This is a genomic window from Xanthomarina sp., assembly GCF_035306605.1.
Classification (GTDB): Bacteria; Bacteroidota; Bacteroidia; order Flavobacteriales; family Flavobacteriaceae; genus Xanthomarina.
The window spans coordinates 45,430-61,652 of record NZ_DATGNR010000031.1 but is presented as its reverse complement, the minus strand read 5'-3'; the positions used below and the strand labels follow the sequence as shown (position 1 = coordinate 61,652).

Below are 16,223 nucleotides of genomic sequence, written 5' to 3'. Positions count from 1 at the left end.
ATTCAAAAAGTAGTGTTTATACATGGCGTGGGACAAGGTGTCTTGAAAGCCGAATTGGAATATATGTTTGGCAAATATGAGAATGTAAAATACTACGATGCCAATTTCCAAAAATACGGATTAGGGGCAACGGAAGTCTATATTTATCAAAATGTAAATGCCGATTAGCTTCAATTAAAAATCTGGAGTAAAACTTCTTGTTCCAGAGGTTCGAGAATTGTTCAGGAAGCCAAAATCAAAGGTGTCTTGGTTTAAATTTGGAAACGAAATGGCCTCTACTTTAACCGATACTTCAAAGTCTTGTGTAATGGTATGAACACGATATCCTGTAGCAGGAACGGAAACAGCCACATCTGGATTTAAATAATCAGGAATATTCGGATGGGTATAATCGTTCGCTGGATTTTTATCCGGATTCATGCTTTCTTCATTAATGGTTAACACGCCATCACCATCATCGTCAGGGTCTAAATAATTAGGAATCCCATCGCCATCGGTGTCCTTAGGGTTGGTAAGTGGGTCTCCATCATTATCTGTATTATCATAATCTAAAAGCTCCGTTTTGGTTAATACATTATCTCCATCGTCATCTTCATCTAAAAAATTCGGAATGCCATCGCCATCAGTATCGTCGTCGTATAAATCACCATTTCCATTAATGTCTTCCAGGTGGGCAGGAATCCCATCGTTATCATCTTCCAACAAACTTGTGAAAATAAAATAGGTTCCAGAATGGCTTGAATAATCTTCTGAAATTTCTAGATTGGAAGGAGGAATATCATTACAAAATAAATTGCTAGCACTAGAGTTATAAGTTCTGTAATTCAGCATGTTTGTAGTGCCGTTTATAGTTCCAGTTAAAACAGTATTAGCAGGTTCAACCACATAAGACCCTGTAGAAATTGGCGCCACGCTAAAAATATCATCCAAACTAATAACCGGATTACTTATTTTTAAAGAAATAGATTCAAAAGGCGTTTCTCTAACATTATAAAAAACCAACTCGCCACATGCTTCAAAAGAGTTGTCGAAATCCATATCAACTACCATGACATCGCCATCATCACAAGACCAAAAAAGCAATAAAAAAGATAAAAATACTAGTAAGTTTTTCATAACATATATATTAGCGCACAAAAATAAAAGATTTGGTAAATATACAACGTGCCTTCTTGTAAATAATTATAAATGCTGTATTTTTGTGACTTGTAATTGTGTTGAGAACTCATAGCAAAATCTGATTTTAAATCAGCATAAATTAGCTTTAAAAGAAAAAAGATAAGAGATTGCTTAGAGGTATCACCAGACCTTTAAAATAATAATAAAATCGTACTCATGACCCCTGTATATTTTGATAGTGCTGCTACCACTCAAGTTAGAAAAGAAGTAATTGCTGTTATGCAAGATGTTTTAGAAAAGCAATATGGAAATCCATCATCAACCCATGCTTTCGGAAGGGCGTCTAAATCGATTATAGAAAACACTCGAAAAACGATTGCCAAAGAGCTGAATGCGTTACCTCAAGAAATTATTTTTACTTCTGGAGGAACTGAAGCCGATAATATGATTTTACGTTGCGCTGTTAGAGATGCAAGTATTACAACCATTATTACTTCTCCAATAGAGCATCATGCCGTAATACATACGGTTGAAGAACTGAGAAATGAATATGATGTTACGGTAGAATTTGTGAAGCTTCAACCATGTGGAACTCCAGATTATGAGGACTTAGAGCGATTGTTAACGGCTAATGATGAAAGAAAATTAGTGAGTTTAATGCATGTTAATAATGAAGTAGGAAACTTGTTGGATGTTCATAAAGTTGCTGCTCTATGTAAAGAAAACAATGCCTTGTTTCATAGTGATACGGTACAATCTGTAGGACATTTTAAATGGGATGTTAAAGAAGTTCCTATTGATTTTATGACAGCTGCTGCACATAAATTTCATGGACCAAAAGGGATTGGTTTTGCCTACATAAGAAAGAATAACACCTTGAAACCTCTTATTTTTGGAGGAGCTCAAGAGCGCGGATTTAGAGCTGGTACAGAACCAGTACACAATATTAAAGGCTTGGAAACAGCTTTTGTGTTGGCTTACGAAAACTTAGAGGAGGAACGTGGGTATGTACAAGGCTTAAAAGATTATTTTAAAGCTGAAATTAAAAAAGCCATTCCAAATGTAGAATTCAATGGGAATTGCTCTGATAATTCTAAAAGTACCTATACCTTATTGAATGTACGCTTACCTATGTCCGCAGAAAAAGCATTAACGCTTCAATTTCAATTGGATTTAAAAGGAATAGCTTGTTCAAAAGGAAGTGCATGTCAAAGCGGAAGCGGAAAGGGGTCTCATGTGTTGGAACATATTTTATGTGAAGAAGAACAACAAAAACCTTCGGTGAGATTCTCATTTTGTAAGTTCAACACCAAGGAAGAAATTGATTATGTCATTCAGGTTTTAAAAGAATTAATTTAATTGTGTTTTATGCCTAACTTGTAAACCAAACCATACTACATTCATTTTTTGTGTAAAAAGGAACTGCAACCGGGATAAAAACTTTGAAATAAGCATATAAAAAAAACCTCTAGAACAGGTAAAGGTCTAGAGGTTCTTTTATGCAATCATATCAACAGCTTATGCCGCAATTGATTTTGTTACAAGGCGGTTTTTAATGTGAGACTCCCATTTTTCAAGTAGCGCTATTTCATTGCTCATTTGAAAGTTAACATCAATGTTATAAAATTCTAAAACGTCTTTTGCTCTTGTTTTATAGGTAATAAGCAAGTCAATTTTGTCCTTTTCTGGAGTGGGTTTGTTTTTAACAGATCTGAAGGTCGTGAGGATTTCACAGGATGCAACCTGACTTAAATCGACAATAGTAATTTTCTGTTCTGAATCGATTATTTTTGAATAAATTAATTTATTTGCTGCTTCGTCAATGGCAATGGAATAATAAGTTCCCCAAAAATCGGCTTCAGTTATTTTTAAGTTGTGGTTTAAAGCTTCTGCTTTAAATCCATTCATCGCCTTTTTTTTCTGACTTAACTGTGATTTTTGAATAAAAATAAGTGGTAATAAAATAATTACTATAATGGCAATTCCTATGTAAATGCTATATGTTTCCATGAGTTTGTTTTTTATTTATTATAAGTTGCTAATCTTGAAATAACATCAAGATTAAATAGAATAGAGCAGGTAATAATCACATGAAAACACGGATTATTATTGCTGAAAATCAAATAAAAAATAAATCTTATGAAAAGGTGTGAAAAGGGTAGAGTAGAGCATCCAAATCCAAACCTGGCTGAATGTTTTTACTTTCGGAAATGTAGTGCTTGTCTTTTGTTAATATAAAAGGCTCTACAAATCTAAAAAGCTTAAACTGTACTTTTAAATCGGTTTTTTGAAAGTTTGAAACAAGTTGATTCGATATATCCCCGAGAGGCTCTAAGTCTGGAAAGACAGACAGTTCTGGTGCTTTAAATTCAGAGATAAAACTTGAAACCTGATGGTTTTTATCTGTTTCAAAAACCGTATCAATCAGATAATTCTGTACAGAAATACTTAAGCTTAAAGTATAAGCAAACAAAAGGCTGAATGCCACGATATTTCTAATAGATGTTTTCACTGATACAAATGTATAGCTGTTTCCGATTCGATAACAAAAAAATATGTTAATTTATTGGTCTAGAGTTAAATGTACTTGCACTATAATTAATGCCAATATATCAAGCAGTTGACTATATGAATGTTGTTTTTAATGGATTGAAAACAAATGTCTTATGTGGTTTTTAGATAATTAAAACTTCATGCTAGTTCTCACATTAAATACACGTGGCGTTAAATAATTAGGGATAGCATATTGTCTTTTACTATACACGTCTCTAACCCAAGTATTCGTGATAGAGTTTTGCGCATCAAAAATATTGAAAATCTCCAATCCAACTGAGAGGTATTTAAAAGGTTTTCTCCAACCTTGGTTGGTTTCATTTAAATCAACAATGACATATTGTAAGCCTATATCCGCTCGTTTGTAGTCTGGTAAACGGTTTTGGTACACATAAGGATCGGCATAGCTAGGCGAACCACCTGGAAGACCTGTATTGTAAACCAAATTTAAATACATTTTCATTTTTGGTAGGTTAGGTACATAGTCTTGAAAAAGTGCTGCAAATTTTAAACGCTGATCTGTTGGCCTAGCAATATATCCTCGGTTGTCTATGTTTTCTTGAGTTTTTAAATAACCAAAACTAAACCACGACTCCGTTCCTGGTACAAATTCTCCATTCAATCTTAAGTCTAAACCGTAAGCATAGGCCTTGGCATTATTATCCGCTGCATAACGAATACGTACATTTTCTAAAGTGTACGGGTTAACATCGGTTAAACTTTTGTAGTAAGCTTCAGTAGTTAGTTTAAATGGTCTTTCCCACATTTTAAAACTGTATTCGTTGCCTATAACCACCTGAAATGATTTTTGTGCTTTCACATCGGGATTGACCGTTCCTGAAGAATCACGTAACTCTCGGTAAAAAGGAGGTTGGTAATAAATTCCACCACCTATTCTAAAAAGCATATCTTTTTTCCAATCTGGTTTAATGGCAAATTGAGCTCTAGGACTAAATACTGTTTGCGTGGTTTTTTTAATTCCTTCACCACTTACAGTCCAATTGTGAATTCTGGCGCCTGCATTGTACCAAACATCATGATTTCCAAGGGTGGTTCTTTTGCTCCATTGTAGGTAAGATTGAAGTCTTTGTATGCTGGTATGGTTTTTTGCTCGAACATTCTGAAAAGCAACCAAAGGACCTTCGTATGGTGTGTAGGGTTGATTGTTGAAACCACCTAAATACGGAGGGTTGATTGAAAAGCCTGCCGAATCGATTACTTCCCATTCTACCAATCGGTCTCGAATATCTTCATGGGTGTATTTTACCGACCATTCAAAATCGCTATCGTTTACCGTATATTTTCCACTGTGTTCAATATTTGTAATAAGGGCATCTAAATCGTTTCTTCCGTGATCTAATTGGCCTCCAATTCCCTCGCTATATTCCACTTCCCCTAAATCCTCATCGCCAATATTGGTGTTGACTTCTCCTAATCTATATTGAGCCAGTATATCGAAATACTCTTCTTCAATGGTGTGATAAGTGGATGCGGTTAAATTAAGCGTTACTTGATCGTTTAAAAGATACGTTCCTTTTAAAGCTCCAAAAAGGGTTTGATATTGATCTTTTTCCTGACCTTCATAAAATACCAACAAGGCCATAGGATTTTCTATAGTTCCAAAATTGGTTTGTCTAGTTTTAGGTTGGTAGCTGTATTTATTTAAGGACGCATTCCCTAAAAAGCTTAAACTAAATTTGTCCGAAAAACTATAATTTATATGGGATTGAATATCAAGAAAACTCGGGTTGTAGTTGGTTTCGGTTTCTTGCGCGTTTACAAGTAAACTGTTGTCCCTATAACGAACCCCCATAATCCCTGATAGTTTCGAGTCTTTACTTACGGCTTCTACGGCTAAACTACCACCTAACAGACTTAAATCGGCACTGACTCCAAATCGATACGGTTTTCTATAGGTAATATCTAAAACAGAGGCTAATTTATCCCCGTATTTGGCTTGAAATCCTCCGGCTGAAAAGTCTACATTTTGAACCATGTCTGTGTTTACAAAACTTAAGCCTTCTTGTTGTCCTGAACGAATTAAAAAGGGTCTGTAGATTTCAATTCCATTAACATAAACTAAATTTTCGTCGTAATTTCCACCTCGAACTGAATATTGGGTGCTTAATTCGTTATTACTACTTACTCCTGGAAGGGTTTTTAATAGGTTTTCTACTCCAGCGTTGGCACCAGGTATTTGTCGAATCGCTTCTGGTTCAAGAGTAACAATTCCTGCAACTTCTTTTCGTTGTTTACTTGAAATAATTACCGTGGAGATTTGTTCTACGGCCTCTTTCATTAGGGGGTGAAATTCGTATTCTTCACCATTTTTTAAATTAAAAGTAGCTACAATATCTTTAAATGATAGGTGAGAAAAATAAACAGTAACATCTTTGTCTGCAGGGATTTTTAAAATAAAAAAGCCATTGTCGTTAGTAGTGGTTCCTGTGTTTTCTGCCTTAATATTAACATTCGGAATGGGGTTTTTAGCATCATCAAGGATAACACCCTTTAGCGTTCCACTTTGCGAAAAACCTAAATAGGACATCGAAAATAGGACTAAAATCGAGAGATAAAATTTAATATTCAAAGGTTTAAATTTTTATTTTCTATGAAATGTAGCTTCAAATGTAGAATTATTTCCAACATTATCTGTAACAATTACTTTTAAATTATTATTTGTGTCACTAACTATATTGTCATTAAAATCGTGAGTCAAGGTTTTTGTTTTGTAATCGTATTCCATTAAAATCCACTTACCATTAACCGTTGCTCGATAACTTGAAATTCCAGAACCTTCATCATTTATTTTTAATTTCAAATAACGGTAGTTGCTTAGCCATTGTCCGTTTTTAAAGTTGATGGCTTGAATCGTGGGAGTTATGGTGTCCTTTACTAAAGTGTAAGTACCTAAGGTATTCGTTAGGGTGTAAAGTAGGTTTTTTTCTCTTTTGGTATTCGAATAAAGAGGATATTTTTTATAACCTACCAATCTTGCTATATAAAGCTTTTCGGCATCAGATGGATTGTAATTACTGATGTCGAAAGTAACTTTAAAGTGTTTTTTTACAGGAACCGTGTTGTCATGAAGCTTGATGGTGTCGTTGGAAATAGAGAAGTCCATATAAAAATCTTCATAAAAAGTGTCTTGATAAAACTCAACTGAAACATTTTTATGCAATAATTCATTGGTTTTGTTTGCATAAATGTGGTAAGAGGAAACAAAAGAATCTTTTAATTTATACTGGTCTTCTTTTTTACCGGTAATATTTATAGTTAACCACGATGTGTTGTTCTTAAAGTCTTTAACAGCTACTTTATACACCGAAGCGGTACTGTCTTCAACTTGTATGATTCCACGGTTATCTGAGTTTTGATACAAACTTAAAGGATTGTTAGAGTCGATAAATAGTTTTTGAAGGCGCTCCTTTTTTGTTGTATAATGGCCATAATCTATAAAGCGGTTAAGATGTCTCGTTTCGTCAAATGAAAAACGTTTAAAATCGATATCTATTTTTTGATTTCCGTTGAAAAAAGTTTGAATGTTGTAAACACCATTATTATTGTAGGCTAAATCTTGTCTATCATTGGCTTCAATAGCAAAACCAATTTGGCCGAAAGCTTTGATGTTTTCAACGGTGTAATCGCCATTAGGTAAAGGAATTAATCGTAATTTTTGTTTTTCATTAGATTGGTTTACGTAAGAATTGGAGTCCATAGGATAGGCATATACTTCCTTTATGACAGGCAGAGTGGTATCCTTGATATCGATTCCAAAAAGGAGTGGATTTATAGGTCTCTCAGCATTATCTCTAATTTCAAAGTGAAGATGTGGACCTCCAGAACCACCAGTATTTCCACTATATGCAACCAATTCACCTTTTTCAACAATCAAATCTTCGGTTTTTGGAAACAATTCCACTTCGAAACTTTCTTGTTCGTATTGTAACTTTTTTACGACGGCTTCAATTTCCGGAGAAAACTTACTTAAATGCGCATAAACTGTGGTATAACCATTTGGGTGTGTAATATATAGTGCTTTTCCGTAACCATAATGAGAGATTTTTATTCTGCTAACATAGCCACTTGCAGCTGCATAAACTTTTAAGCCTTCACGCTGTTGGGTTTTTATATCTAAGCCTGAATGAAAGTGATTGGGACGTAATTCAGCAAACGTACCGGATAAAATCAAACTAACATCCAAAGGACTTCCAAAGTAATCTTGTGGATAATAATCTTGTGCAAAAACAGTAGCACCTATAAAAAGGAAAATGGCAAAAGTTGTTCTCATAAAGTCTGTAATTCCGGCTAAATTATCAATTTGATTTATATCTACAAAAGATAAATGGCCCTCTTAATTTACGATAATATCAAGCTATTATAATATTTTATAAATTTTATGGAAAAACAATTGTAATTTATACGAAGGTATCTTAACTTTGTCTGATAAGTATTGCATATTGTACATGAGTAAAATTGAAGAAATTGTTGATGCTCTTGAAGTGAAAGTGAGTAAAGTTTTGCAGCAATTGGAAGCTGTGAAGCAAACGAACTTGAAATTGGAAAAGGAGTTGCAAATTTCTAGACAAGATTTTCTTGATCAACAGCAAGTGATTGCTTCATGGGAAGAAAAATACGAGGCGCTCAAATTTGCAAATGCGATGCTTGGTAGTGACGAAAACAAAAGAGAAACAAAGCTTAAAATAAACACATTAATTAGAGAAATTGATTATTGCATTGCGCAATTATCCGATTAATGTAAAGAAATTTTTCTATGTCAGATAAGCTTAAAATAAAGTTGTCTATAGCAAACAGGGTATATCCGTTAACCATCTTGCCCAACCAAGAAGAAGGATTACGTAAGGCTGCTAAAAACATAGAAACAATGATTAATCAATTTGAGCAAAGTTATTCTGTGAGGGATAAGCAAGATGTTTTGGCCATGTGTGCTTTGCAATTTGCATCTCAAGTAGAACAAAAATCGATAGATAAAGAAAATGTAAGTGAACAGGTTGAAGAAAAGCTTAGCGCTTTAAATAAAATGTTACAGTTACATTTAGACTCTTAACGTTCTTTAAAATAAATAAGGTTACTGCCTACATTAGTTATTATTTGGAAAACTCAACATTAATTCTTTAAAAAGGGTGAGTTTAAACTGTAAAAGCGAGCTGCTAACACCAATTCATTTTGGTTGTTAAAGCAGATTTTTGATCAGTTTGTTAGCCCTAAACTTGTTATAAGGAGTTTATTACAAAACAACTAGTGTAGGCTTTTTTTTTTTATATAAATAAACTAACATGGAAATTTCAATTATATCAATAATAGGAGGGCTATTGCTCGGAATTATTATCGGCTTTATTGTAGCCAAAGTTTTGGAGAAAAACAACGCTTCTAAACTTATAAAAAATGCTAAAAAATCTGCAACTGCTATTCTAAAGGAAGCCAATAGCGAAGGTGAAAGCATTAAAAAGGATAAAATCCTTCAAGCTAAAGAAAAATTTATCGAATTAAAATCTGAGCACGAGAAAGTTATCTTGTCTCGAGATAAAAAAATGGCTGATGCCGAAAAACGCATTAGAGATAAAGAATCACAGCTGTCTAGCGAATTGTCTAAGAATACCAAACAAAATCAAAGATTAGAGGAGAAAATTAAAGACTACGATTTTAAAATAGATGTTCTTGAAAAACGACAAGAAGAAATAGAGAGACTTCATAAAAGCCAAATAGAACAATTAGAGGTCATCTCAAGTTTGTCGGCTGAAGAAGCGAAAGCACAATTAGTGGAATCCTTAAAAGGAGAAGCTAAAAACGATGCAATGGCTTATATCCAAAGTACTCTAGAGGAGGCTAAACTTACAGCGCAACAGGAAGCTAAAAAAGTTATTATAAACACCATTCAACGCATAGGAACTGAGGAAGCAGTGGATAACTGTGTGTCGGTGTTCAATATTGAATCGGACGATGTTAAAGGACGAATTATTGGTCGAGAAGGTAGAAACATTCGTGCGATAGAAGCAGCCACTGGAGTGGAAATTATTGTTGATGATACTCCTGAAGCAATTATCTTATCATGTTTCGATTCTGTAAGACGTGAAATTGCTAGACTATCTTTACATAAATTAGTAACGGATGGAAGAATTCACCCTGCTAGAATTGAAGAAGTCGTTCAAAAAACAACGAAACAAATAGAACAGGAAATTATAGAAGTTGGTAAAAGAACAGTTATCGACTTAGGAATCCATAATTTACATCCTGAACTTGTAAAGGTGGTGGGTAGAATGAAGTATCGTTCGTCCTACGGACAAAACCTACTGCAACACTCAAGAGAAGTTGCTAAGCTTTGTGGAATTATGGCAGCTGAATTGGGCCTAAATCCAAAATTAGCAAAACGTGCCGGACTTTTACATGATATAGGAAAAGTGCCGGATGCCGAAGCAGATATGGAAACGCCACACGCAATTCTTGGAATGCAATGGGCTGAAAAGTATGGCGAAAAAGATGACGTGTGTAACGCTATTGGAGCGCATCACGATGAAATTGAAATGACTTCACTTTTAGCGCCAATTGTTCAAGTTTGTGATGCTATTTCAGGTGCTCGTCCAGGAGCTAGACGCCAGGTGTTGGATAGTTATATTCAACGTTTAAAAGACCTAGAGGATATTGCTTTTGGTTTTGGAGGTGTTAAAAAAGCTTATGCAATTCAAGCAGGTAGAGAATTACGTGTAATTGTTGAAAGTGAAAAGGTTTCTGATCAAAATGCCTCTGATTTATCTTTTAATATTTCACAAAAAATCCAAACAGATATGACTTATCCTGGTCAAGTAAAGGTGACTGTTATTCGAGAAACAAGAGCGGTTAATATTGCGAAATAAAACCAATCGTACCTAAATAAATTAAAAAAAAACGTCATTTCTGACGTTTTTTTTGTTTTAGATTATTGGTATTGTTTTTTTATCCCACAATTATTAAATAATGAAGTTTGGAGCTTTTTCTAGCAAAAGAAGTAGTAATCTTCCATAGCTACCTTCTGATGCCTTCTAAAAAAGTCCCTAATGGATTGCTGAGACGTTTTATTAGCTACGGTTACAATGCATTGGTATCGTTTTAATTCTTCTAAATAATTAAAACCAAAGAGTTCTTGATGATAAATATGTTTACCTATTTTTTTGGGATTGTTACAAATCCATATAAAACCTACTTGTCTTTCAATAAGTAATTTGGCAATAGATTTTCCCTTAAAACCTGCGCCCCAAATAACCAAGGGCTGCGTAGCATCATAATTTAAGTCTAAAAAGTATCTTAGTTTTAATTCCAAAAAGTAGTTTTGGGCGTAATTTTCATGCGTTCTAGAGGTTCTTGTACTATAATCTCTCCAAAAATGTAAAACTTGCTTGCAAGGAATAACCTTTAATTTCTGTTGGTAAAACCTAAAAGCCAAATCATAATCTTCGGGGTAATCATCAGGATAAAAAGCATCACAAGCCAATAAGTCATCTTTATGTACCATCCAACATGGGGAAGGAATAACACATTCTTTATAAATTTCAGAATAATTGGCGCCAGTTTGTGTTAGTCTATTTAACCATTTTTCATATTGTTTATACCCATCACTAAGGCCTTCTTTACTAAAATACGATACCAATCCTGTGGCTAAATGGCCTTTTCCAAAGTGCAATAAATTATTTAGTAGGACTTCGAGTTTCATAGGACTCATGATGTCATCACTATCCATTCTAGTAATGTAGCTACCAGAGCTTTTTTCGAAGGCAAATTGTAGTGCAGCAATAATCCCTTGGCCAGGATTTTTAAACAACTTAACACGTTCGTCTTTTTTAGCAAAATCGCTTACAATTTGATAGCTGGTATCCGTGGAGCCATCATCTACAATAACTAATTCCCAATGGGTGTAGGTTTGATTTAGTATAGAGTCTAAACACTCATATATGTACGAATCCGTATTTTTAAATGGAGTTAAGATGCTAATTAATGGCTTTTGCATATTACGAATATAGTTTTTTAAGTTTAATCAATAAAATAGACTATTAATACCAAGCTTTTAATGGTTAAGTACCTATAATCTGAGTTATTTTGGCAAAAACTTAGGTCATAAGTGTAACACATTGTATTTTTGAGCGTCATATCTGACAATTACAATTTAAAAACCATTCAAATGAAGAAAGTATTAACCATTTTAGGCATCAGTTTTTTTCTTGTTGCCTGTGGCTCATCCACAAAATCGTCTGCCGATTTAGCAGTAAGTACACCTATTGCAACAACAATTGATTTAACCAAAGTATCTAATGATCAAGTTCCAGTTATTATTAATCCAGGACGTTTTACCCAAGAAACAGTGGTTTATAGGTTGCCTAGAGTAGTTCAAGGAACGTATTCTGTAAGCGATTTTGGTAAATATATTGATGATATAAAAGCAATCGATTACAATGGCAACGAACTTTCTATAGAAAAAATAGACACCAACTCATGGACTATTAGTAATGCAAAGGATTTAGACTATATCACGTATATGGTTAACGATACTTTTGATGTAGAAATAGGTGGAGGTATTGGTGGAGAAACACCGTTTTCGCCTGCAGGAACAAACATCGAGCCTGATAACTATATGTTGAACTTACACGGATTTATTGGTTATTTCGATTCATTGAAAAACAACCAATATACCGTAGATATTACGGCTCCAGCTGATTTTGTTCGAACCTCTGCTTTACCTAGTGTAGCAGAAAAAACTAGTGAAGACGGAAGTGCAATTACTACAAGTTACTTCGCTACAAGATATTTCGACATTACCGATAACCCGATGATGTACGGAAACCTAGATGTTGAAGAATTTCAAGTGGGCGACATAAAAATTGTTTTAAGTGTTTATTCGCCTAACCAAGTGCATACAGCTAAGGCTTTGAGCGAAATAATGAAAACCATGATGGAAGCTCAAAAAACGTATTTAGGGGACATAAATAGCACCTCTCGTTATGATATTTATCTGTATTTATCTCGTGGTGACGACGAGTCGCCGAAAGGTTTTGGAGCGTTAGAACATCATACGTCTACTACAGTAGTGATGCCAGAAGCTATGCCTTTTGAAGCTTTGGCTGAAAGTATGGTTGATGTGGTTTCTCATGAGTTTTTTCATATTGTAACACCATTGAGTGTGCATTCGGAAGATGTTCATTATTTCGATTATAACAAACCAACCTTCTCTAAGCATTTATGGATGTACGAAGGAGTGACTGAATATTTTGCGACCTTATTTCAGGTGGATCAAGATTTAATTTCTGAAGATCAGTTTTATGGCAAGATTATGGATAAAATGCAAACAGCTTCAGGAATGAACGATGCCATGAGTTTTACTATTTTAAGTGAAAATGTATTGGAAGAACCATACGCAAGTCAGTATTATAATGTGTATTTAAAAGGCGCTTTAATTGGAATGTGTATTGATATTTTAATTCGTGAAGAAAGTAACGGAAATCGTGGAATTCTTTCGTTAATGAAACAGCTTTCTCAAAAATACGGTGAAAACAAACCGTTTAAAGACGATGAGCTTTTTAATGAAATTACTGAAATGACTTACCCTTCGGTTGGAGAGTTTTTACAAACACATGTTGCTGGCGATTTACCAATTAACTACAAAGAGTTTTTTGCAAAAGTTGGTCTTGAAATGGGAGAAAGCAAAGTAGAAACAAATCTGCTACAAAATAATGGCGCTTTAATTTTTGGGGCAAATCAAACAGATGGAAGCATTTATTTCAACGGCTTAGTAAGTCAGAATAGCTTTTGGAATGACAATGGTGTAAAACCTAACGATGTGATTAAATCCATTAATGGAGATGAAGTTAATTTAATGACTGCGAACACCATTTTCCAACAAGTTTTTATGTGGCAGCCAGGAAAAGAAATTGAACTAAAAGTAGTAAGAGATGGGGAAGAGGTTGTAATTAAAGCAACCGTTGAAAAATCATATACCCTTGGAACGACATTAGTTGAAAATCCAAACGCGACTGAAGCTCAAAAAGCTTTGCGTAAAGCATGGTTAAAAGGATAAAAATTCTGAAATGAGAGATAAAAAAAAACCTGATGATGACTCATCAGGTTTTTTTTATGTTTAATACTTAGCAGCTTTTCCTTTTGCGGCTGAGTCCTTAATAAACTGTCTAATATCTTCGGTAGCTGTTATTAAATCATCTTTTCGTAAATACATCATGTGTCCACTTCTGTATGCTTTAAAAGAAAAACGATCTTTCAGTTTACCACTTGGGTCTAACTGTCCCACGGTATATTTCGCAGCAAAATAAGTGGTAGCTCCATCGTAATAACCAGACTGAACTAAAACCTTTAAATAAGGGTTTTGAGCCATGGCATAACGTAAAGCATCTCTTGTGTTGTCGTGTTCTCTGTCCCATGGATGAACATCGCCAAACATACTGTATTTAATATCTGTTTTAAATTTAAGTTCTTCACGGATATAATAGTTAATAGCTGGAGTAAAAGAGTGTAACCAGGAGGAGATTTCTGCGTTGTAGTCAGGAGAATTACCAGCCGTCATTTTATCAATTCCTAAATACCGTGAATCTAATCTACCAAGGGTGTACCCTTTATCCCGTAACAATTCTTTCCAGAAAAAATTGGTTGGTACATTCAAATTATGATCCAAAATAGCTTTTTTGCTTAAGCCTGAATACAGGCTCATTTTTTCGGCTACCTGATTCTTTTCATCGGCTGAAATAAAACCGCCTTTCGCTATAGCTGGCATTAATGTATTAATAGCATAAGTTTCAACCTCTGGCAAAATATCTAATAAATCTTTTTGTTGTAAAGACAAGGGTAAGGCTTTTTGGTACCAGGCAGCTGCCGTAAAATACGGTAAGTTTAAAGCTGAGTAAATAGGCTGATTGGTGGAGTATATTTTATAATCTGCTGGCGAAACTAAAATAACACCATTTAAATACATCCATTGATTGTTTTGCAATTCTTTAGACAAGCCCATAACTCTAGGACCTCCATAACTTTCGCCAATGAGGTACTTTGGCGATTCCCAGCGATTATGTCTGGTTACAAATGTATTCATCCACTCGGCTAAATATTTAATATCTGCATTAATCCCGAAAAAGGTCTTCCTATCAGGGAGTTTTCCGTCTTTATCAGCCACCATTCTTGAATATCCCGTATTTACAGGGTCGACAAAAACAATATCTGCCACATCTAAAATGGAATTCGGATTGTCTTTAACTCCATAAGGTTGTACAGGATATCCTTCGTCATCTATATTTAAAATTACAGGTCCTGTATAGGCAATGTGCATCCAAGCCGAGGCTGAACCTGGTCCGCCATTAAATGAAAAGATAATCGGACGCTTTTCATTTTCACTATTACTTTTTTTATAATAGGTATAAAACAAAGTGGCAATGGGTTCTCCTTGCTTATTCCAAACAGGTTGCGTTCCTGCTGTTGCTTGGTACGATAGATTTTGTCCATTAATGACTATGCTGTGGTTTGTAACCACCATAGTATCCACCGGAATTTTTTGAACTTGTGAAAAAAGCACACTTGTATAAAACGTAACAAGTAGTAATAAGAGAGTTTTCATGTATAAATATTTAAAGCTTTAAAGATAAATGGTTTTATTGGAAGCTATTTTTAAAAATTGTTAAAATCCTTCAAAAACACCTAAACCAAACAGTGCAAAATCATATTTCACAGGGTCTACCGGATCTAGTTGTCTAAGATGAACATCTAATTCTTTTAAGGCTTTGGCATCATTTTGTTTCCGTGTTAAGAGACCCAGTTTTCTAGCTACATTGCCTGAATGCACGTCTAAAGGACAAGATAATATGGAAGGTGAAATGTGTTTCCAAATTCCAAAATCCACGCCGGTGTTGTCTCGTCTAACCATCCATCTTAAATACATGTTAATTCTTTTCGCAGCCGAATTTTTAAGCGGATCACTCACATGTTTTTGAGTTCTTGGTAAATGCGCTATTTCAAAAAATATCCTTTTAAAATGATGAATGGAACTCTGTAAAGAATCGTGTTCCATATTACTTGAGAATACATGTTCTAATCCTTGATGGTTTTTGTAGATATGCTGTAAGGCTTTAATAAAAGTAATAAAATCCACACCATTAAATGTTCTATGTACAAATGGGAGTAGAGCTTCCAAGTCCTGTTCTTCGTGGTTTAATACAAAATCATACGGCGAATGCTCCAATAAATCCATCATTTTATGGGCATTATTTATTATGCTTTTTCTGTTACCCCAAGCAATCGTTGCTGTTAGGAACCCGGCAATTTCAATATCTTCCTTTTTACTAAAAAGATGAGGGATTTGGATGGGATCGCTGTCAATAAAATCTGGACGATTGTATTGGATTACTTTAGCATCTAAAAATTCCTTTAATTCTAATTTGTTCAATGTTTTTGGTATTTGAAACCTTAAAAATATGGATCTATTTTTAAAAATACCTAGATTCTCATTCGAATTATTTATTTAAAAAAAACTAACTTCGTTACTCTAAATTTCACCTCAAAACATAAAT

The 16,223-nt window shown here is 34.3% G+C and carries 14 protein-coding genes and 1 other RNA gene; 7 read left to right on the top strand and 8 right to left on the bottom strand.

The window, feature by feature from the left end; genetic code table 11:
* Positions 1–168, top strand: a 168-nt coding sequence (locus tag VKY41_RS04775) for a Smr/MutS family protein (RefSeq protein ID WP_500813297.1), incomplete at its 5' end; no start/stop codon positions are given.
* 6 nt (positions 169–174) lie between these two features.
* Here the strand turns inward: VKY41_RS04775 and VKY41_RS04770 are convergent.
* The gene (locus VKY41_RS04770; RefSeq protein WP_500813295.1) at positions 175–1,116 is read right to left on the bottom strand and encodes a hypothetical protein; all 942 of its coding nucleotides are present in this window, start codon (positions 1,114–1,116) and stop codon (positions 175–177) included.
* A gap of 219 nt (positions 1,117–1,335) precedes the next feature.
* On the opposite strand from VKY41_RS04770, the gene VKY41_RS04765 reads away from it, so the two are divergent.
* Positions 1,336–2,478: a cysteine desulfurase family protein gene (locus tag VKY41_RS04765; RefSeq protein ID WP_500813294.1), complete on the top strand. Its 1,143-nt coding sequence runs from the start codon at positions 1,336–1,338 to the stop codon at positions 2,476–2,478.
* Positions 2,479–2,637: 159 nt separating this feature from the next.
* Here VKY41_RS04765 and VKY41_RS04760 read toward each other — a convergent pair whose 3' ends face one another.
* The 4 genes from VKY41_RS04760 to VKY41_RS04745 all read right to left on the bottom strand — a co-directional run bounded on the left by VKY41_RS04760 (position 2,638) and on the right by VKY41_RS04745 (position 7,963).
* Positions 2,638–3,129 carry a hypothetical protein gene (locus VKY41_RS04760; protein ID WP_500813293.1) on the bottom strand — a complete coding sequence of 164 codons (492 nt, stop codon included), beginning with the start codon at positions 3,127–3,129 and terminating at the stop codon, positions 2,638–2,640.
* Between the two features lie 127 nt (positions 3,130–3,256).
* Positions 3,257–3,631 (bottom strand): hypothetical protein, encoded by a 375-nt coding sequence (locus VKY41_RS04755; RefSeq protein WP_500813292.1) that lies wholly within the window; start codon positions 3,629–3,631, stop codon positions 3,257–3,259.
* Between the two features lie 171 nt (positions 3,632–3,802).
* Positions 3,803–6,220 carry a TonB-dependent receptor gene (locus VKY41_RS04750; protein WP_500813296.1) on the bottom strand — a complete coding sequence of 806 codons (2,418 nt, stop codon included), beginning with the start codon at positions 6,218–6,220 and terminating at the stop codon, positions 3,803–3,805.
* A gap of 54 nt (positions 6,221–6,274) precedes the next feature.
* Positions 6,275–7,963 (bottom strand): M23 family metallopeptidase, encoded by a 1,689-nt coding sequence (locus VKY41_RS04745; protein ID WP_500813291.1) that lies wholly within the window; start codon positions 7,961–7,963, stop codon positions 6,275–6,277.
* 175 nt (positions 7,964–8,138) lie between these two features.
* Here VKY41_RS04745 and VKY41_RS04740 point away from each other — a divergent pair, with 175 nt between their 5' ends.
* The 4 genes from VKY41_RS04740 to rny all read left to right on the top strand — a co-directional run bounded on the left by VKY41_RS04740 (position 8,139) and on the right by rny (position 10,544).
* Positions 8,139–8,429 (top strand): coiled-coil domain-containing protein, encoded by a 291-nt coding sequence (locus VKY41_RS04740; RefSeq protein ID WP_500813290.1) that lies wholly within the window; start codon positions 8,139–8,141, stop codon positions 8,427–8,429.
* Between the two features lie 17 nt (positions 8,430–8,446).
* Positions 8,447–8,740: a cell division protein ZapA gene (locus tag VKY41_RS04735; RefSeq protein WP_500813289.1), complete on the top strand. Its 294-nt coding sequence runs from the start codon at positions 8,447–8,449 to the stop codon at positions 8,738–8,740.
* 51 nt (positions 8,741–8,791) lie between these two features.
* A non-coding RNA gene (ssrS, locus tag VKY41_RS04730) (6S RNA) lies at positions 8,792–8,919 on the top strand.
* Between the two features lie 50 nt (positions 8,920–8,969).
* A complete protein-coding gene (gene rny / locus VKY41_RS04725) occupies positions 8,970–10,544 on the top strand; it encodes a ribonuclease Y (RefSeq protein ID WP_500813288.1) in 1,575 nt (524 codons plus the stop codon).
* Positions 10,545–10,663: 119 nt separating this feature from the next.
* Here the strand turns inward: rny and VKY41_RS04720 are convergent, their stop codons facing one another.
* Positions 10,664–11,671 (bottom strand): glycosyltransferase family 2 protein, encoded by a 1,008-nt coding sequence (locus tag VKY41_RS04720; protein ID WP_500813287.1) that lies wholly within the window; start codon positions 11,669–11,671, stop codon positions 10,664–10,666.
* Between the two features lie 171 nt (positions 11,672–11,842).
* On the opposite strand from VKY41_RS04720, the gene VKY41_RS04715 reads away from it, so the two are divergent.
* On the top strand, positions 11,843–13,732 hold the full coding sequence (locus VKY41_RS04715) for a M61 family metallopeptidase (protein ID WP_500813286.1): 1,890 nt from the start codon (positions 11,843–11,845) through the stop codon (positions 13,730–13,732).
* Between the two features lie 60 nt (positions 13,733–13,792).
* Here the strand turns inward: VKY41_RS04715 and VKY41_RS04710 are convergent, their stop codons facing one another.
* Positions 13,793–15,274: a S10 family peptidase gene (locus VKY41_RS04710; RefSeq protein ID WP_500813285.1), complete on the bottom strand. Its 1,482-nt coding sequence runs from the start codon at positions 15,272–15,274 to the stop codon at positions 13,793–13,795.
* Positions 15,275–15,334: 60 nt separating this feature from the next.
* The gene (locus VKY41_RS04705; protein ID WP_500813284.1) at positions 15,335–16,099 is read right to left on the bottom strand and encodes a TIGR02757 family protein; all 765 of its coding nucleotides are present in this window, start codon (positions 16,097–16,099) and stop codon (positions 15,335–15,337) included.
* Between the last annotated feature and the right edge of the window lie 124 nt (positions 16,100–16,223).